Annotated in this window: 17 protein-coding genes; 3 read left to right on the forward strand and 14 right to left on the reverse strand. The window is 63.2% G+C overall.

The window, feature by feature from the left end; all coding sequences use genetic code 11:
- Positions 1-38 precede the first annotated feature (38 nt).
- Together K320_RS18520 and K320_RS18925 are read right to left on the reverse strand one after the other, a co-directional pair.
- Positions 39-674 carry an NYN domain-containing protein gene (locus tag K320_RS18520; RefSeq protein WP_084301142.1) on the reverse strand — a complete coding sequence of 212 codons (636 nt, stop codon included), beginning with the start codon at positions 672-674 and terminating at the stop codon, positions 39-41.
- A gap of 258 nt (positions 675-932) precedes the next feature.
- The gene (locus tag K320_RS18925) at positions 933-1,076 is read right to left on the reverse strand and encodes a hypothetical protein (protein WP_169730023.1); all 144 of its coding nucleotides are present in this window, start codon (positions 1,074-1,076) and stop codon (positions 933-935) included.
- A 192-nt stretch (positions 1,077-1,268) separates the two neighbouring features.
- Here K320_RS18925 and K320_RS0102175 point away from each other — a divergent pair, with 192 nt between their 5' ends.
- Positions 1,269-1,877 (forward strand): hypothetical protein, encoded by a 609-nt coding sequence (locus tag K320_RS0102175; protein WP_024537245.1) that lies wholly within the window; start codon positions 1,269-1,271, stop codon positions 1,875-1,877.
- 304 nt (positions 1,878-2,181) lie between these two features.
- On the forward strand, positions 2,182-3,438 hold the full coding sequence (locus tag K320_RS0102180; protein ID WP_156913788.1) for an aminotransferase class V-fold PLP-dependent enzyme: 1,257 nt from the start codon (positions 2,182-2,184) through the stop codon (positions 3,436-3,438).
- Between the two features lie 185 nt (positions 3,439-3,623).
- Here the strand turns inward: K320_RS0102180 and K320_RS0102185 are convergent, their stop codons facing one another.
- The gene (locus tag K320_RS0102185; protein WP_024537246.1) at positions 3,624-5,024 is read right to left on the reverse strand and encodes an aspartate ammonia-lyase; all 1,401 of its coding nucleotides are present in this window, start codon (positions 5,022-5,024) and stop codon (positions 3,624-3,626) included.
- Between the two features lie 166 nt (positions 5,025-5,190).
- A complete protein-coding gene (gene ygiD / locus K320_RS0102190; protein WP_024537247.1) occupies positions 5,191-6,063 on the reverse strand; it encodes a 4,5-DOPA-extradiol-dioxygenase in 873 nt (290 codons plus the stop codon).
- 81 nt (positions 6,064-6,144) lie between these two features.
- On the opposite strand from ygiD, the gene K320_RS0102195 reads away from it, so the two are divergent.
- Complete coding sequence (locus tag K320_RS0102195) at positions 6,145-7,029, forward strand: CoA transferase (RefSeq protein ID WP_024537248.1); 885 nt, start codon at positions 6,145-6,147, stop codon at positions 7,027-7,029.
- A gap of 1 nt (position 7,030) precedes the next feature.
- On the opposite strand, the gene K320_RS0102200 is transcribed toward K320_RS0102195, so the two are convergent.
- The 10 genes from K320_RS0102200 to nuoG all read right to left on the reverse strand — a co-directional run bounded on the left by K320_RS0102200 (position 7,031) and on the right by nuoG (position 18,432).
- Complete coding sequence (locus K320_RS0102200; RefSeq protein ID WP_024537249.1) at positions 7,031-8,011, reverse strand: sulfate ABC transporter substrate-binding protein; 981 nt, start codon at positions 8,009-8,011, stop codon at positions 7,031-7,033.
- A 138-nt stretch (positions 8,012-8,149) separates the two neighbouring features.
- Entirely contained in the window at positions 8,150-8,626 is a 477-nt protein-coding gene (locus tag K320_RS0102205) for a DUF1178 family protein (protein WP_024537250.1), read from the reverse strand.
- A 7-nt stretch (positions 8,627-8,633) separates the two neighbouring features.
- Positions 8,634-10,127, reverse strand: coding sequence for an NADH-quinone oxidoreductase subunit NuoN (nuoN, locus tag K320_RS0102210; RefSeq protein WP_024537251.1), 1,494 nt, complete (start codon positions 10,125-10,127; stop codon positions 8,634-8,636).
- Positions 10,128-10,151: 24 nt separating this feature from the next.
- Positions 10,152-11,624, reverse strand: a complete 1,473-nt coding sequence (locus K320_RS0102215; RefSeq protein ID WP_024537252.1) for an NADH-quinone oxidoreductase subunit M — start codon at positions 11,622-11,624, stop codon at positions 10,152-10,154.
- 13 nt (positions 11,625-11,637) lie between these two features.
- Complete coding sequence (gene nuoL, locus K320_RS0102220; protein WP_024537253.1) at positions 11,638-13,653, reverse strand: NADH-quinone oxidoreductase subunit L; 2,016 nt, start codon at positions 13,651-13,653, stop codon at positions 11,638-11,640.
- 27 nt (positions 13,654-13,680) lie between these two features.
- Positions 13,681-13,989: an NADH-quinone oxidoreductase subunit NuoK gene (nuoK, locus tag K320_RS0102225; RefSeq protein ID WP_024537254.1), complete on the reverse strand. Its 309-nt coding sequence runs from the start codon at positions 13,987-13,989 to the stop codon at positions 13,681-13,683.
- Positions 13,986-14,663 carry an NADH-quinone oxidoreductase subunit J gene (locus tag K320_RS0102230; protein ID WP_024537255.1) on the reverse strand — a complete coding sequence of 226 codons (678 nt, stop codon included), beginning with the start codon at positions 14,661-14,663 and terminating at the stop codon, positions 13,986-13,988. The genes nuoK and K320_RS0102230 overlap by 4 nt, the downstream gene beginning before the upstream one ends.
- A gap of 29 nt (positions 14,664-14,692) precedes the next feature.
- The gene (gene nuoI, locus K320_RS0102235) at positions 14,693-15,205 is read right to left on the reverse strand and encodes an NADH-quinone oxidoreductase subunit NuoI (protein ID WP_024537256.1); all 513 of its coding nucleotides are present in this window, start codon (positions 15,203-15,205) and stop codon (positions 14,693-14,695) included.
- A gap of 15 nt (positions 15,206-15,220) precedes the next feature.
- Positions 15,221-16,297: an NADH-quinone oxidoreductase subunit NuoH gene (gene nuoH / locus K320_RS0102240; RefSeq protein ID WP_024537257.1), complete on the reverse strand. Its 1,077-nt coding sequence runs from the start codon at positions 16,295-16,297 to the stop codon at positions 15,221-15,223.
- Positions 16,294-18,432 carry an NADH-quinone oxidoreductase subunit NuoG gene (gene nuoG / locus K320_RS0102245; protein WP_024537258.1) on the reverse strand — a complete coding sequence of 713 codons (2,139 nt, stop codon included), beginning with the start codon at positions 18,430-18,432 and terminating at the stop codon, positions 16,294-16,296. Before nuoG ends, nuoH begins: the two co-directional genes overlap by 4 nt.
- Positions 18,433-18,436: the final 4 nt, after the last annotated feature.

Raw genomic sequence — 18,436 nt, forward strand, 5'->3', positions numbered from 1 at the left:
TGCCATCCTGGAATGCCCACCTGTCGAATCCAACCGATTCATTGCTCTTCTTTTAAACCTTGTGGCATAGCCCGTCCGCGATGTGTGAACGCAATGCGCTTTGCAAGGCGGATGCCCTGACGGAACGTGCATTCCTCGAAATAATCGTCTAACGCGATGAACATGCCTTTGTCTTGGGCCCAAGCTTTCAGCCTTTTATTGCAAGCATGTTTCCAAGACAAAACCTCAACACCCCAGCCCTTCCTGTACATACGTTCCAAGTCAGCATGGAAGCCAACACCGGATTCGTAGCCGGCCCCATCGCCAGTGAGCAAAACCACAACACCAGGTGCTTCACTGTCAGCCAAGGCACGGAGCATGTGAACCTGCAGGCATTGATCTACGCCTTGCTCCTCACCGGAACCTTCCCCACGCTCAAAGAGTTCAACAGCCACCCCAGACTCCCGCAAACGATTCCATACCCCATCCATTCCAGGCGGGACGGAACCTACGCAGAGTGACTTGACCACTGGCCGATTAGCACGAGCCAGTTGGTAGAGATTGTCAAAATGAATGCGAATTTCCTTCGATGCGGCTAAACCCTCACGATCTGCCGCCACCTCCTTGGCCGGGATGAAGATGTTTGAGTTATCCCAAAAAATGTGGACAGCCTGTTTACTTGAATGCTTATTCATGCTCGCTTGTCAAATTTAAAAGTGGTGGTCGAGTGAAGTACCCACACATCCGTGGGTACTCGCGACGCAAATGCTCACTCCTGCTTCAACTGCGGGGGCTGCGGGGCCCACGTCGGGCAACGTCGCCACGCTTTTGTGCAGGCGTGCGGTCGTTGCCAACGCTGCCCCGGTGGTCGTGCCCCCCGGTCGTTGTCTGCTTGCCGTACGGGATGGCACCGCGAAGCAGGCGTGCGAGTGAGTTCGCAAGGATCGCTGTCATCATGCTGCACCGCCTTCCTGTACATCGCTGACGACTGAATCGTAAGCATCCGCAACCACCTTGGTTGCAAGGGTGGCAATGGCAGCTTCAGCGGCCACCGTCATCAGGCTCTTCCACGCAATGGTCGCAACAAAAAAAATCATAGTACCTCCTGAAATCTCGCTCACCGTGAGCGATTGCGGTATGATAGTGGCCCCAAAAGAAACATGTCAATACCCCCACAATGGTGCCACATGCAAAAACCGACACAATCCTGGCACGTCTTGAACGTCCGCCTCACACCCGTCCAATATGAGCTGCTGAAAGCGCTTGTGACACTTCATCGATCCAGCTCGATGAACAAGATGCTGATCTCAGTCCTCCTTGAGCAGGCCATCGACACCTACGCCATTCAACTCGGAGAGTTGTCGGCGTCAACCAAGAACCTTCCACCGGAAGAACGCCTGTCGCAAGCTGCAATCGAACGCATCCACGAAGGGCTTGGGAAGACGATCAGCAGGGGCGGCATCCGCCAGGATTCGACCTTAGGTCTGGCCATAGCCGAGTACGAAAAAGAAGCAGGCAAAGCTGCAGATCTCACGCGAGAGGGGTTGTCGCGGCTGAAGTCCTCCCTGCTGAAAAAGGCCCAAGAAGTGATCCTTGCGCAAGGTACGTTAACCGCAAAGCGAGCAGGGATAGCACACAGGCTACTGGGCATGGATGAAGGCGAACTCGCGGATATCCCTATTGACTACGTTCCAAAATCTCTACTAGAAGCTGGCGTCAGCCCACAAGCCCGCGAGGAAAAAAATTGGAATGATCTGTTGAAAGCCATTCAAGAGTGTGACGAGCTGGACGCTTCTCTGACTAAGATCGCCCAGGAAGAAATCGAGTTACGCACACGCTTCTGGACCGCGATCACTCACTTTCGAGAGAAGGCAACTGACCTGCCGCCTCCCACATAACGCTCCAACTTGCCACCAGCAACCCCTGGCTGCACCCGCTGCACGAGCACCGCCGACTACCCGGTGGCGCGACTCATCCGGATGGCGGTTCGCTCGACAGCCTAACCCGTGCGGTGCCGTTACGAACGGCACCGCATCAGCGAGTGCGGCGAAAACGACGGAGCAAACCCGCCTACGACAAGCAACCTACTCTCTGCATCGGAACTGACACATGTCGTGGAGATGCGCAGGGAAAAAACATGCGATAGAGCAAGGAATACGCTACTTCCAGCGCCCTTGTACATACCGAAAATAAGGATGAAATATGGCTCAAACGAACACCACACAGGTAGTATCAGCTCTTTTTAAAAGAGCATCCACGGCCGCAACAGCCCGCGAGACGCTGGATCGCACCGACCCACTGAACGAACTGCGCGACTTCTTCCTTGTGGACGATCCCGTAATTTATCTGGATGGCCATGCGCTCGGCATCCTGCCCCATGCCTTGATTGAGTACATGGAAAACATGCTCCCCTCGCAGTGGGTTCCCTGGTCCAACAAGAGCCGACGCCTGCACTGGAGCGAAGGCGGCTGGATTGGCTTGCCCCAGCGCGCGGGCGACAGGATTGCGCCGCTGATAGGCGCGGAGCCGGGCGAGGTCATGGTGGGTGATTCGCCACCCATCAACTTGTACAGGGCGCTCTCGGCTGCGCTGGCCATGGCGCGGCAGAGCAGCTCCGACCGCCGCGTGGTGGTTTGCGAGCGCGGCGGCATCGCTGCCGATCTCCATCATGCGAAGGCGCTGTGCCGCGATCATGGATACGAGCTGCGTCTGGTGGAGCCGCATGAAGTGCCCGAGTGCCTGCAGCCCGACGTAGCCGTGCTGCTGCTGGGCCACGTCCACCACGGCACGGGTGCGCTGCACGACATGGCACGGACGACGGCGCAAGCACATGCGGCGGGTGTGCTCACGGTCTGGGACGTGAGCCTCAGTGTGGGAACGATGTCCATAGCCTTGAACGACAGCGAGGCGGACCTGGCCTTTGGCCGCACCGACGCTTTCCTCAACGGCAGCCCGGGCGGGCCGGCGTTTTTCTGGATGCACCAGCGCCACGCAGCTTCTTGTCGGCATCTGGCCACTCCTTTGCCGCAGGGCGAGCAATCCATCCTCAGCCTGTGGGCACTCCAGATTGCGCTGAATGTATTCGACAAAGCCGAGCCGCTCGGCGGTCTGGCCGCCCTGCGCGCCAAGTCGTTGGCGCTGACCGATTTGTTCATCGAAACGGTGGAGGAAGGCTGCCCCGGCATGTTCGATCTGCTCACCCCCCGGGAGCCTGCGCGGCGTAGCGCCTTGGTCTGCCTGACGCCGACGGAAAAGCTGCCCACCGGCTGCGGCCACGCCATCGTGCAGGCGCTGGCCGAGCGTTACGTGATTTGCGATTTTCACGCAGCGGATGCGGAGCAGCCGGATACCCTTCGCTTTAGTTTTGCGCCGCTCTACATTACCCATGAAAATGCCTTGCAGGCCGCTTACCACCTGCGCGACATACTCCTGAAAAAGGAGTTCATGGCGTTTGTATGAGACCGGTGCGATGCGCAGAACCGAACGCGCGGCCCCTCACCCAGCCTCTCCCCAAAGGGGCGAGGGGCAAGACCGGCGCCTTGAAACAATCGGCCCTGTGCTCAATGCCCGGCGATGGCGAGCAAGCGCACAAGAAAAGGGGATGCAAAGCGCCCGCGCACGACGGGTAGCCTTGCAAGCAGCGGTCAAACGGACTGAATCGCCCCCGGCTGGGTGAGCTTGTCGGCCACCAGCAGCTTCTTCACCTCGTCCTGGCTCAGGATGCCCAGTTCTTCGGCGATGACGGCAATCGGCTTGCCCGTGGCCAGCGCGGTCTTGGAAATCTTCGCCGCCTTCTCGTAGCCGATCAGCGGGCTGAGCGCGGTCACCAGCGTCACCGATTCGCCGATGCGCCGCTCCAGCAGCGCGTGGTTAGGAACGATGCCCTCGACGCAGTTGACCCTGAGCGTCTCACAGGCCTGCGCCAGGTGGTGCAGGCTCTTGTGCAGGCTCCAGCCCATGATGGGCTCGAAGGCATTGAGCTGCAGTTGCCCGGCCTCGGCGGCCATCGTGATCGTCACGTCGTTGCCGATGACCTCGTAGCAAACCTGGTTCATCACCTCGGGGATCACCGGGTTGACCTTGCCCGGCATGATGGAGGAACCCGCCTGGCGCGGGGGCAGCTTGATGTCGCCCAGGCCCGCCTGCGGGCCGGAGGACAGCAGGCGCAGATCGTTGGAAATCTTGGAGAGCTTGACCGCGATGCGCTTGAGCACGCCCGAGATATCGGCAAAGCCGCCGGTGTCGCAGGTGGCGGCGATCAGGTCGCGCGACATGGTGACCGGCACGCCCGAGAGCTCGGCCAGCCGCTCGGTCACCAGCGTTGCGTAGCCCACCGGCGCATTGATGCCGGTGCCGATCGCCGTCGCGCCCATGTTGATCTCGCACATCAGGTGGCCGGATTCGCGCAGGCGCTTTTCATCGTCGGCGATCATGGTGGCAAACGCGGCGAATTCCTGGCCCAGCGTCATCGGCACCGCATCCTGCAGCTGCGTGCGGCCGATCTTGAGCACATTCTTGAATTCCTGCGCCTTGGCGTCAAAGCCGCCGCGCAGCTTGGCCAGCGCGGTGAGCAGCGTCTGGATGCCAAACCAGGTCGCGAGTTTGACCGCCGTCGGGTAGGTGTCGTTGGTGCTCTGCGAGGCATTCACGTGGTCGTTGGGGTGGAGCACATCGTAGCGGCCCTTTTCCAGCCCCAGATGCTCCAGCGCGCGGTTGGCGATCACCTCGTTGGCGTTCATGTTGGTGGAGGTGCCGGCGCCGCCCTGGATCACGTCCACGACGAACTGGTCGTGCAGCCTGCCTGCGATCACATCGTCGCAGGCCTTGGCTATCGCGTCGGCCTGGCTTGGCTCGATCGCGCCCAGCTGGGCATTGGCCTGCGCCGCCGCCTTCTTGATGTAGGCGAACGCGCGCACCAAGTCGGGCATCTCGGCCACGCTGTTGCCGGTGATGGAAAAATTCTCGACCGCGCGGGCGCTGTGCACGCCCCAGTAGGCGTCGTCGGGAATGGGCTTGACGCCCAGAAAATCATGTTCTTCGCGCATGGATGGCTCGCTTTCAGGCTGTGCAGTACCCGTGCATGCGCTTGAGAAGCAAGGATGGGCACGGGCAGGACTGGGAACGGGGTGTCGCCGGGCCGCTCGCTGGGCACCGGCGTGGTCTGGCCCCGATTATCGGCGAAGCGCTCCAGCCTTTGCGTCCGGCGCAGGCTCAGCCGGGCAAGCCCCAGAGCATGGAACGCATCGCAATCGCAGCCTTCTGAAAACCAGTATTGAAAAACCGTAGCTGCTCGCCCTTTTGCACCACGCCCATGGCGTACAAAAGAGGCAAATAGTGATCGTAGCTGGGATGCGAAAGCTGCGCGATTTCGCCCCATTGCTGAAAGTCTGCCAGCGCCTGCGCATCGCCCTGCTCCACCGCCTGGGCTACGCGCGTGTCAAAGGCGTTGGCCCAGGTATAGGTGGCGTTGATGCCGGCCTCCGGGCGCATGGCGCGCAGGTTGTGCACGGTGTTGCCACTGCCCACGATCAACACCCCGAAGTCGCGCAGCACCGCCAGCTGCCGGCCAAGCGCAAGATGCTCACTGGCCGGGCGGTCGTAATCCATGCTCAGCTGCATCACGGGAATGTCCGCCGCGGGAAACATCGGTTTGAGCACACTCCAGGCGCCATGGTCCAGCCCCCATTCGCCTTCGTCCACCTGCAGCGCTCCCCCCGTTGCAGGGCTGCGCAGCAGCTGCGCCAGCGCGTGCGCCGCCTGCGGTGCGCCTGGCGCCGGGTACTGCTGCTCAAAGAGTTCGCGCGGAAAGCCGCCAAAGTCATGGATGGTGCGCGGCGCGGCCATGCCCGTCAGCCACCAGCCACCGCGCGTGAGCCAGTGCGCCGAAATGCACAGGATGAGTTGCGGGCGCGGCGCGCGCGCCAGCAGCTCCTGCCCCAGGTCCTGCCAGGTCTGGCGCCAGACGTTGTGCTCAATGGCGTTCATGGGGCTGCCATGGCCGACAAACAACACTGGCATGCGCGCAGAAGGCACAAACACCTGTGCCAATGCACTGGTCTGCGGGCTCACAGCGGTATCGATCATTTAGACTGCACCTGAGAAATCCTGTTCAACCGGCGATTGTGCCGCCTGACGCGCCATCTGCCCTCCACCGCACCGATTGCCATGTCCGCCCACCCGCCCATTGCGCCGCTCGCCGGGGTTCGCATCCTCAGCCTGTCCCTGAATCTTCCCGGCCCAGCCGCATTGATGCGCTGCCGCCAGATGGGTGCCGAGTGCGCCAAGCTCGAACCTCCGCCACCGCCGGGCCGCGGCAGCAGCGACCCGATGGGCATCTACTGCCCCGAGGCTTACACCACCATGCACGCCGGCGTGCGCGTGCTGCATGCAAACCTCAAGGCACCCGAAGGGCAAGCCCTGATGGCGGCGGAACTGGCGCAGACGGATGTCCTGCTCACGTCCTTTCGCCCATCCGCACTCGCCAAATTGGGGCTTTCCTGGGAAGCGCTGCAGGCGCGCCATCCCAGGCTGTCACTGGTGCGCATCGTGGGCAGCCCGGGCGCGGCCGCCGAGGAACCGGGGCACGACCTGACCTACATGGCACAGGTCGGGCTGGTGACAGGCACCGCATTGCCGCCCACGCTGTTTGCCGACATGGGCGGTGCCCTGATGGCCAGCGAGGCGGTACTTCAGTCGCAGTTGGCGCGTGCGCAGACCGGCCTGGGCAGCTGCATCGATGTGGCGCTATCGGAGGCTGCAGCCTGGCTCGGCCTGCCGCGCCGCTGGGGCCTGACCACGGCGCAAGGCGACGTGGGCGGGAGCCACGCCGGCTACCGCGTCTACCCCTGCGCCGACGGACGGGTAGCGCTCGCCGCGCTGGAACCGCACTTTGCCGCGCGCCTGTTTACCTTGGTGCAGCTGCCTCCGCAGTCCGATCCGCATGCGCCCGACGTGCATGAAGCCGCAGCGGCATGGCTGCGCGGCAAATCCCGCCAGGAGCTCGATGCGATCGCGGGCGAGCAGGACCTGCCGCTGTACACCATGGCGTGACTCACAACGGCACGCGCGCGCCCGCCGCCGCCAGCTGCGGTGCGCTGGGCTGCCAGATCTGGTCAAACCGGCCACCGGCACTGAAATGCACCTTCTGCGCCAGTTCCAGGCTGCCGAAATACTTGGCCACGGGAAACGTCGAGATGGCCTTGAAGTTCTCCGCGTGGCGCGCCAGCACCGCCGCCGACTGCGGACGCAGGCCGTGGCGTGCGGCAATTTCCTGCGCTTCATCAGTGTAGAGATAGGTCAGATAGGCCCGGGCTTCGAGCAGCTGGCTTTCACTTGCGCCGTGCACCGCCAGGGCAACGGGGTTTTCCACCAAAACGCTGGCCGAGGGGTAGACCACCGCGAGCCCGCTGCCGCCCGCTGACTCACGGATGGCGCCGGCATCGGACTCCAGCGCAATCAGCACATCCCCTTGCCCCTCCCGCGCAAATGCAGCAACGGCTTCGCGCTCTCCTTTTGCAAGCACCTGGGCCTGCCGGTAGAGCGTGCCGACGAATTCGGCGGCCTGTGCATCGCTGGCGCCCTGCTCACGCGCACTGCCCCAGGCTGCGAGATAGGCGTAGCGCCCGGTATTGCACAACTTGGGATTGGAAACGACCGCATGCACCTCCTGGCGCGTGAGGTCGCTCCAGTCGCGAATACCCTTGGGGTTGCCTGCGCGCACCAGGAAGACGATGGTAGACGCCGTGGGCGCCGCCCCCCGGGGCTGTTGGCGAGCCCAATCCTGCGCCACCACGCCCAGTTGCGCCAGCGTCTGGATGTCCGTGGTGGTGCTGAACGCAAACGCACCGGGCCCGACACTTGCATCGGCGGCTCGGGATTCATGGGCTGAAAAGGCCGCCCTGGTCTCCTGGAAGAACGCGCGTGCCGCCTGCGCCGAGCCATTGACGGCGCCAACCGCCTGCGCCTGGGCCAGCGCGCCCGCAGCCATCAGCGTCGCCGCGAGCATTGCCTGAAACCATTGCTTGCCAACCATTGCACTCACCCCACGAAAACAATGGGGACGATTGTGCGAAAGGAAGGCAGAAACTCAAACGAAGACTTTTTTGTGAGCTAATGCGGCACGCGCATAAGCCGGTCCGATGGCCGAGGCGGAACAACCCGCCGCACCGCGTCACTGCAGCGTGTTCTTCGCCGCATCCGGCAGCAGCAAGGGGAAGACGGCAATGCCTTCCTCCAGCAGTTCGGCCGTTTCCCGTGCACTCGCCTGGCCTCGAATGGCCCGCTCGGGCACCTCCTCGCGGTGCATGCGCCGGACCTCGGTGGCAAACCGCTCTCCGACATCCTCGGTGTTCGCCATGACCTTGCGTGCCAGTTCCAGCCACGCGGCCTGCAGCGCCAGCGTCGGGCTGCCCCGCCCTGGGACGGCGTTCACCACCTCCCGGGTACCTGGGTTCTCTGCCGTTGGCGGTGCATCGGAACCCACGCGCAGATTCAGGCGCGGCGCACTCAGCGCCTTGCGGACCTCGCCGCTGCCGCACATCGGGCACTGCACCAGATGACGCTGCTGCTGCGCCAGAAAATCCTCTTCGGACGCAAACCAGCCCTCGAACGCATGGTCCAGCGGGCAAAGCAGGTCCAGGACCTTCACGGGCACCTCATGAGGCCAGTGTGCGCACGATGGCGTCGGCACACAGCGCCATGAGACCGCCAGGCAAAATGCCGACGATGAACACGAGCGCCGCGTTGAAGGTCAGCACGATGCGCACATCGGCCGGCGCAGAGACGGTCGTCGCCGTCAGGGGCTGGTCAAAATACATGACCTTGATGACACGCAGGTAGTAGAACGCGCCGATCACCGACATCACCACCGCATACACCGCCAGCGCGATGTGCAGCGTGCTGCCGCTGGAGATCAAGGCTTCGAGTACCGACAGCTTGGCATAAAAGCCCACCAGCGGCGGAATGCCGGCCAGCGAGAACATGCACACGCACATGATGCCGGCATACAGCGGGCTGCGGCGGTTGAGCCCGGCGAAATCGGCGATTTCCTCGCTTTCGAAGCCCTCGCGCGCCAGCAGCAGGATCACGCCGAAGGCGGGCACCACCGTGAGCACGTAGGTGACCACATAGAACATCGCGGAGCTGTAGGCGCGCTCGGCCATGACGGAATCCACCGCGCCGCCGACCACACCCGACATCAGCCCGAGGAACATGAAGCCCATGTGCGAAATCGCCGAGTACGCCAGCATGCGCTTGATGTTCGATTGCATCGTGCCGATCACGTTGCCGACGAATAGCGAGGCGATCGCCAGCACGGCGAGCATCTGCTGCCAGTCGATCGCCAGCGGCAGCAGCGCATCCACCAGCAGGCGCATGGCGATGCCGAAGGCCGCCAGCTTGGGCGCGCTGCTGATGATGACCGCGATCACCGTGGGAGCGCCCTGGTAGACGTCGGGCGTCCACATGTGAAACGGCACCGCCACCAGCTTGAACGCCAGGCCCGAGACGATGAACACCACGCCGAACACCAGCACCTGGTGGCGCACCTGCCCGGCGTTGATCGCCTTGAACACTTCGCCGATATCCAGCGTCCCCGTGGCGCCATAAATCATCGACAGGCCATAGAGCAGAAAGCCGCTGGCCATGGCGCCGAGCACGAAATACTTCATCGCCGCCTCGGTCGCCACCGCATCGTCGCGGCGCAGCGCCACCAGCGCGTAGCTGGAAAGCGTGAGCAGTTCCAGCCCCAGGTAGATCACCAGGAAGTTGTTGGCCGAGATCATCACGAAGATGCCCAGCAGCATGAAGGTGGAGAGCGTGAACAGTTCGCCGCCGCGCAGCATGTCGCGGTCGCCCGCATAGGGCCTGCCGTACACCAGGCAGGCCATCATGGTGACGGCGGCGAAGCACTTGAGCCAGCTGCCCATGCTGTCCGACACCACCATGTTGCCCCAGCCGTAGAAGGTATTGCCGCTGCTGGCGTACATGGCCTCCAGACCGGCGACCACGCCCAGGGTGAGCAGCGTGAGGAAATGGGTGACGTTGCGATGGCGGCTGGAAACGCCCAGATCCACCAGGGCAATCACGCAGCCCATCACGAGCAGCACGATCTCCGAATACACCGCCAGCCAGCTCAGGTTGTCAATCATTGTGTTTCTTTCCGCCGGTCTTGCTCACAATTTTGAAGTGGCGATCTGTTGCAGCAGATGCGCCACCGAGGCATCCATCACGTCAGTGAAGGGTTTGGGATAGACGCCCATGAACAGCACGGCGATGGCCAGGAGGGCAAGGATGAAGGTCTCACGCTTGTTGATTTCGGGCATGGCCTTGACATGTTCGTTGGCGATGTCGCCGAAATACACGCGCTTGAACATCCACAGCGAGTAGGCCGCGCCCAGGATCACCGCCCAGGCCGCGCAGAAGCCGATCCAGAAGTTGTACTTGACCGAGGCCAGGATCACCATCCACTCGCCGACGAAGCCCGCCGTGCCCGGCAGGCCGCAATTGGCCATGAAGAACAGCATGGCAAAGGCGCCGAACCTGGGCATGGCATTGATCACGCCGCCGTAGTCGGCGATCTCACGCGAGTGCACTCGGTCGTACAGCACGCCGATGCACAGGAACATGGCGGCGGAAACAAAACCGTGGGCGATCATCTGCACGATGCCGCCCGAGAGCCCCAGATCGTTGAAGATGAAAAAGCCCAGCGTGACGAAGCCCATGTGCGCCACCGACGAATAGGCGACGAGCTTCTTCATGTCCTTCTGCACGATGGCGACGAAGCCGATGTAGATCACCGCGACCAGCGACAGCGTGATGATGAACGGCGCCCATTCGTGCGCCGCATCGGGCACGATGGGCAGCAGAAAGCGCAGGAAGCCATAGGCGCCGAGCTTGAGCATGATGGCCGCCAGGATCACCGAGCCGCCGGTCGGCGCCTCGACGTGCACGTCGGGCAGCCAGGTGTGGATGGGCCACATCGGCACCTTCACGGCAAAGGCTGCGAAGAAGCCGAAGAACAGCAGGGTCTGCGCCGTCGCCGGAATCGCCAGTTCGTGCCAGGTGAGGATGTCAAAACTCCCGCCCGAGCGGCTGTACAGATAGATCACCGTGATCAGCATCAGCAGCGAACCCAGCAGCGTGTATAGGAAGAACTTGAACGCCGCGTAAATCTTGCGCGGCCCGCCCCAAACGCCGATGATGAGGTACATCGGGATCAGCGTGGCCTCGAAGAACACGTAGAACAGCATGCCGTCGAGCGCGCTGAACACGCCGATCATCAGCCCCGAGAGGATCAGGAACGCCGCCATGTACTGGTTCACGCGCTCGCGGATCACTTCCCAGCCGGCGATCACCACGATCAGCGTGATGAAGGCGGTAAGCGGCACGAACCAGAACGAAAGGCCATCAAGCCCCAGGTGGTAGTTCATGTGGAAATGCGCGATCCACGGCAGGTTCTCGACGAACTGCATCTGCGCGGTGCCGATCTGGAAACCCTGGTACAGCGGCACCGTGACCAGCAGGCCCAGCAACGCGCCCAGCAGCGCCACCCAGCGCACGAATCCGGCCTGCTCGTCCCGCTTGAAAAACAGCAGGAAACAACCGAACGCGATCGGCAGCCAGATGGCAAGACTCAACCAAGCCATTTTTATTGTTCTCCTACTTGTTGAGCCAGACGAAGTACGTCATCAGGGCCAGCACGCCCAGAATCATCACCAGGGCGTAATGGAAAAGGTAGCCCGACTGCACCCAGCGCGCGATGCCGGCGAACCAGCCTATGCCGCGCCAGGAGCCGTTGACCACCGCGCCATCGATCAGGCCGGCATCCGCACCCTTCCACAGCCCGGTGCCCAGCAGTCGCGCGCCGCGCATGACGATGTTCTCGTTGATCCAGTCCATGTAAAACTTGTTGACGAGGATGTCGTAGAGCGGCTTGAAGGCCTTGGCCGCCTTGGCGGGCAGGGCGGTGTTCACCATGTAGCAGTAATACGCCACCGCAAACCCGGCCAGCGTCAGCCAGAACGGCAGCGTCTGCACCGCATGCAGCGCCATCGCCATCGGGCCGTGAAAGCCCTCTTTGAGTTCGGCCATGGTCGGATGCGCCGCCAGCACCTGGATCGAATCGCCAAAGAAACCGCCATAGAGCATGGGCTCGATATAGGGGTAGCCGATCACCACCGAAGGGATCGCCAGCAGGATCAGCGGCACGGTGACGACCCAGGGCGTCTCATGCGGTTTGCCGCCATGGCCGTGTCCGTGGCCGTCATGTCCGTGGTGGGCGTCCGGATTCTGGTCGTAGCGCTCCGGGCCATGGAACACCATGAAATAAGCGCGGAAGCTGTAGAGCGCCGTCACGAACACGCCCGCCACTACCGCGAAGTGCGCAAACCCGGCGCCCGGCAGCACGCTTTCCGCCGCGGCCTCGATGATGCTGTCCTTGGAATAAAAGCCCGAGAAGAACGGCGTGGCCACCAGCGCCAGCGTGCCCAGCAGGAAGGTGATCCAGGTGATGGGCATGTACTTGCGCAAGCCGCCCATCCAGCGCATGTCCTGGTTGTGGTGCATGGCGATGATGACCGAACCGGAGCCGAGGAACAGCAGCGCCTTGAAGAAGGCGTGCGTCATCAGGTGGAAGATGCCGGCCGAATACGCCGAGACGCCCAGCGCCACGGTCATGTAGCCGAGCTGCGACAGCGTGGAATACGCCACCACGCGCTTGATGTCGTTCTGGACGATGCCCACCAGGCCCATGAACAGCGCGGTGATGGCGCCGATGACCAGCACGAAGCTGAGTGCCGCGTCCGAGAGTTCGAACAGCGGCGACATGCGCGCCACCATGAAGATGCCGGCCGTCACCATGGTGGCGGCGTGGATCAGCGCGGAGATGGGGGTGGGGCCTTCCATCGAATCGGGCAGCCAGATGTGCAGCGGAAACTGCGCCGACTTGCCCATGGCGCCGACGAAGAGGCAGATGCAGGTCACGCTGAGCAGCATCCACTGCGTGCCCGGGAACAGCAGCGTGGCCAGCTGCGGCGCCTGCGCGAAGACTTCCTTGTAGTGCACCGTGCCGGTATAGGCCCAGACCAGGCCTATGCCCAGGATGAAGCCGAAGTCGCCCACCCGGTTGACCATGAAGGCCTTGAGATTGGCGAAGATCGCCGTCGGGCGCTTGAACCAGAAACCGATCAACAGGTAGGACACCAGGCCCACCGCCTCCCAGCCGAAGAACAGCTGCAGGAAGTTGTTGCTCATCACCAGCATGAGCATCGAGAAGGTGAACAGCGAGATGTAGGCGAAGAAGCGGTTGTAGCCGTCGTCGTCCGCCATGTAGCCAATGGTGTAGATGTGCACCATCAGCGAGACGAAGGTGACCACGGTCATCATCAGCGCAGTCAGCGGGTCGATCAGAAAACCGACGTTCATCTGGAACGACCCCACCGTCATCCAGGTGTAGATGTTCTGGTCGAACCGGGCACCTTCGTTGACCACGGCCTGCAGCGTCATCACCGACACCACGAAGGCGATGAACACGCCCAGGATGGTCACCGAATGCGAGATGCCGCGGCCGAAGCGGTTGCCGCCCAGCGCCGTGCCGAAAAAACCCGCCAGCAGCGATCCGGCCAGTGGTGCCAGCGGAACGATGAGCAGCGTCGAAGCGGAAAGGGTTGAACTCATGGACAAAACCTTGCAATGCGGGGCGGCTCAACCCTTGAGGGTGTTGATGTCCTGCGCGTTGATGCTGGACTTGTTGCGGAACAGCAGCACCAGGATCGCCAGGCCGATGGCGGCTTCGGACGCCGCCACGGTCAGGATGAAGAACACGAAGATCTGCCCGTGCATGTCGCCGAGGTAATGCGAGAAGGCGATGAAATTGATGTTCACCGACAGCAGCATCATCTCGATCGCCATCAACAGCACGATCAGGTTCTGGCGGTTGAGAAAGATGCCGACGACGGAAATGGCGAACAGCAGCGCCGCCAGCGTCAGGTAGTGGCCCAGGGTCAGGCTCATGTTTTTTTCTCCTCTGCGGCCGCCGCGGGTTCGGCCACCGGCTCGGGGACAGGTGCCATCTGCGTCGCGGGCATTTTCACCATCACCAGCCGGTCCTGCGGGCGGGCGCGCACCGCCAGACCGGCGTCAATCGCCTTGGTGTCCTTGCGGTGGCGCAGCGTGAGGGCAATGGCGGCAATCATCGCCACCAGCAGGATCACGGCGGCCACCTCGATCGGGTACAGGTATTGGGTGTACATCAGCTTGCCGAGTTCGCGCGTGTTGGAATACGCGATCGCCTGACCCGCGGCATCCAGCGCCGGGCCCATGGGCCTGGCCTCGTCCACGCCGCGAAAGCCGGTCATCAGCACCGCGCCCATTTCGAAGGCGACCAGGCCGCCCACGAAGGCGGCCAGCGGCAGATGCGCCCACAGATTGCCGCGCAGGGTGTCCATGCGGATGTCGAGCATCATCACCACGAAGACAAACAGCACCATCACCGCGCCCACATAGACCAGCACCAGCACGATGGCCAGGAACTCGGCCTTGAGCAGCAGCCAGATGCCGGCCGCCTGCGAGAAGGCAAGAATCAGGTGCAGCACCGCATGCACGGGGTTGCGCGCGGTGACGACGCGCAGCGCCGCATACAGCAGCACCGCGGAAAACAGATAGAAGAAACCGGCTTGAGCGTCCATGAATCAGATCTTGCGTAAAAAGCCGCGCTTCAGCGGTATTTGGCGTCGGCCGCCCTGGCGGCGGCGATTTCCGGCTCATAGCGGTCGCCCACGGCCAGCAGCATTTCCTTGGTGAAATACAGATCGCCGCGCTTCTCTCCGTGGTATTCGAAGATATGCGTCTCGACGATGGAATCGGTCGGGCAGCTCTCCTCGCAGAAGCCGCAGAAGATGCACTTGGTCAGGTCGATGTCGTAGCGCGTGGTGCGGCGCGTGCCGTCATCGCGCTGGGTGGATTCGATGGTGATGGCCATCGCCGGGCAGATCGCCTCGCACAGTTTGCAGGCGATGCATCGCTCTTCGCCGTTGTCGTAGCGGCGCAGCGCATGCAGGCCGCGAAAGCGTGGCGACAGCGGCGTGTGTTCCTCGGGGTATTCCAGCGTGATCTTGCGCCGGAACGCGTAGCGCCCGGTGAGCACCATGCCCTTGGCGATTTCCCAGAGCATGAAGCTCTTGAGGAAATCCTTGAGTACGAAATTGGATGGTTCGGCAACGGCAGCCATGAACAGGTCCTCCGGTCACTTCCAGATGTTCAGCGGCGACACCAGCCACGCGCCCACCACGACCAGCCAGACCAGCGTGACCGGAATGAAAATCTTCCAGCCCAGGCGCATGATCTGGTCGTAGCGGTAGCGCGGGAACGTGGCGCGGATCCAGATGAAGCACGAAACAACGAATGCAGTCTTGATCGCGAGCCAGATCCAGCCCGGGATGAAGCCCAAAAATTCAAACGGAGGCAGCCAGCCGCCCAGGAACATGATGACCGCCAGCGTGGACACCAGCCACATCGCGGCGTATTCCGCGAGGAAGAAAATGGCGAAACCCATGCCCGAATACTCGACCATGTGGCCCGCGACGATTTCGGATTCGCCTTCGGTCATGTCAAACGGGTGGCGGTTGACCTCGGCCACGCACGAGACCAGATAGACGACGAAGATCGGCAGCAGCGGCAGCCAGTTCCATGACAGGAAACCCAGGCCCATGCCCGCCATCGCGCCCCGGCCCTGGCCCAGGACGATCTCGGTCATGTTGAGGCTGCCCGTGACCATGATGACCACGAGGAAGCAGAAGCCCATCGCGATTTCGTAGCTCACCATCTGCGCCGAGGCGCGCAGCGCGCCCAGCATGGCGTATTTGGAGTTGGACGCCCAGCCGGCGATGATCACGCCGTAGACCTCGATCGAGGTGATCGCCAGAATCAGCAGCAGGCCCGCGTCGATGTTGGCCACCGCCATGTGCGGCGCGAACGGCACCGCCACCCAGGCGGCCAGCGCCGGCATGATCGCCAGTACCGGCCCGAGCCAGAACAGGCGCTGGCTGGCCTGCGTGGGCTGGATCAGCTCCTTGGTCAGCAGCTTGATACCGTCGGCGAACGGCTGCCACAGCCCCCAGGGGCCAACCCGATTGGGCCCCTGGCGCACCTGCATATAGCCCAGCAGCTTGCGCTCCCAGAGCGTCATGTAGGCCACTGCCACCAGCAGCGGCACCACCACGCAGACGATCTTGACCAGACCCCAGACCACCGGCCAGCCCGCACCCGTCCACCACGGGGCGCCGCTGAGCTGCAGTCCGGTGTTGTAAATGCTATCGATCATGCAGCACCTCCCGCAAGCGCAGCGCGCGCATCAGCGGTTTTTTGCAATGCATTGGAGCGCCGCACCAGGCCATCGAGCTGGTAGATGCTCGCCGACACCGGCGCGGGCAACTCGCCGGTATCGGCCACCAGCGCGGCCTGCGTGCGGTTGTCCAGTTTGCCTGCCGGAATGAAACCCAGCTCCCCGGCTGGCGCGCCGGTGATGGCCGAGAGCACATCCTGGGAGGTCTCCCAGTCCATGCCCGGGATTTCCAGCAGATTGCCCAGCACCCGCAGCACCTTCCAGCCCGGGCGCGTTTCCCCCAGCGGCTTGACCACGGCGTGAAAGCCCTGGATGCGGCCCTCGGCGTTGACGAACGTGCCCGAGGTTTCGGTGAAAGGCGCGATCGGCAGCAGTACGTCGCTGAACGCCATGTTCGCCTTGAACGGGCTGAACGTGACCACCATCGACGCCTTGCCCAACGCCTCGGCAGACGCGCTGCCCGCGGCACTGTCGAATTCGGGCTCGGTATTGAACAGCAGCGCCGCCTTGAGCGAGCCCGACAGCATCTGCGCGGCGTTCAGGCCATCCGCCGCCGGCTGCGCGCCCACCCATTGCGCACCCACGGTGTTGGCGGCCTCGGTGAGGTAGCCGACGGTGGCGCCCGTGTTCTGCGCTATCCACTGTGCCAGCGCCAGCAGGCTGGAGGCCTTGGCGTGGTGCGCTGCGGCGTTGCCCAGCAGGATGGCCTTGCGTTCACCCGCGATCAGGGAAGCGGCCACCGCCTTGGCCTGCTCGCCGAGCGTCTGCACAGGAACCGGCGCCGCAACGTTCTTCTGCGCCGCCACGGCAGCCGCGACTTCGGCCAGCGCCGCAGCCCAGCGCGACGCCGGAGCCACCATCACCTGCCCCATGTGCATGGCCCAGTCGTGATCCACCGCGTTGATGGCGTTGACCGAGCAGCCACCCTTGCGCACCGCCTGGCGGATGCGCTGGGCAAACAGCGGGTGGTCCTTGCGGAGGTTGGAGCCCACGACCAGCGCCGCCTGCAGCGTGCTGAGCGATGCGATCGACGTGCCCAGCCAGCGCACGCCCGTGCCGGTTTCAAACTCGGCGGCGCGCAGGCGGTGGTCGATGTTGTCGCTGCCCAGGCCGTTGATGAGCTGCCTGGCAAGGTAGAGCTCTTCGAGCGTGCTGTGCGGGCTGACCAGCGCGCCGATGCTGCCCGCGCCATGTTCCGCCGCGATGTCGCGCAGGCCGTTGCCCACGTATTCCAGCGCCGTCTGCCAGTCCACCTCGTGCCACTGGCCGCCCTGCTTGAGCAGGGGGCGCGTCAGGCGCTCGTCGCTGTTGAGCGCCTCGTACGAGAAGCGATCGCGGTCGGCGATCCAGCATTCGTTCACGTCTTCGTTTTCGTAGGGAACGACGCGCAGCACCTTGTGGTTCTTGACCTGCACAGTCAAATTCGACCCATTGGAATCGTGCGGCGAAACCGAGCGGCGGCGCGACAGCTCCCAGGTGCGGGCGGCAAAACGGAAGGGTTTGCTGGTGAGCGCACCCACCGGGCAGATGTCGATCATGTTGCCCGAGATCTCGGAATCGATGGTGTCGCCCTTGATCGTGGTGATCTCGGAATGCTCGCCACGGTTGACCATGCCGAGTTCCATCACCCCGCCGATTTCCTCGCCGAAACGCACGCAGCGCGTGCAGTGGATGCAGCGCGTCATCTCTTCCATCGAGATCAGCGGCCCCGCCTCCTTGCGCAGCACCACGCGCTTTTCCTCGGTGAAACGCGAGGCCGACATGCCGTAGCCCACGGCTAGATCCTGCAACTGGCACTCCCCGCCCTGGTCGCACACCGGGCAGTCGAGCGGGTGGTTGATCAGCAGGAATTCCATCACCGATTCCTGCGCCCGCACCGCCTTGTCGGTCAGCGTGCGCACGATCATGCCGTTGGTCACCGGCGTGGCGCAGGCGGGCACCGCCTTGGGCGCCTTTTCCACGTCCACCAGGCACATGCGGCAGTTGGCCGCGATGGAAAGCTTCTTGTGCCAGCAGAAATGCGGGATGTAGGTCCCGGCGATTTCGGCCGCATGCATCACCATGCTGCCCTCGGGCACCTCGACCTTCTTGCCGTTCAGTTCGATTTCAACCATATGC

The sequence above is a fragment of the Comamonas badia DSM 17552 genome, assembly GCF_000484635.1.
Classification (GTDB): domain Bacteria; phylum Pseudomonadota; class Gammaproteobacteria; order Burkholderiales; family Burkholderiaceae_C; genus Comamonas_C; species Comamonas_C badia.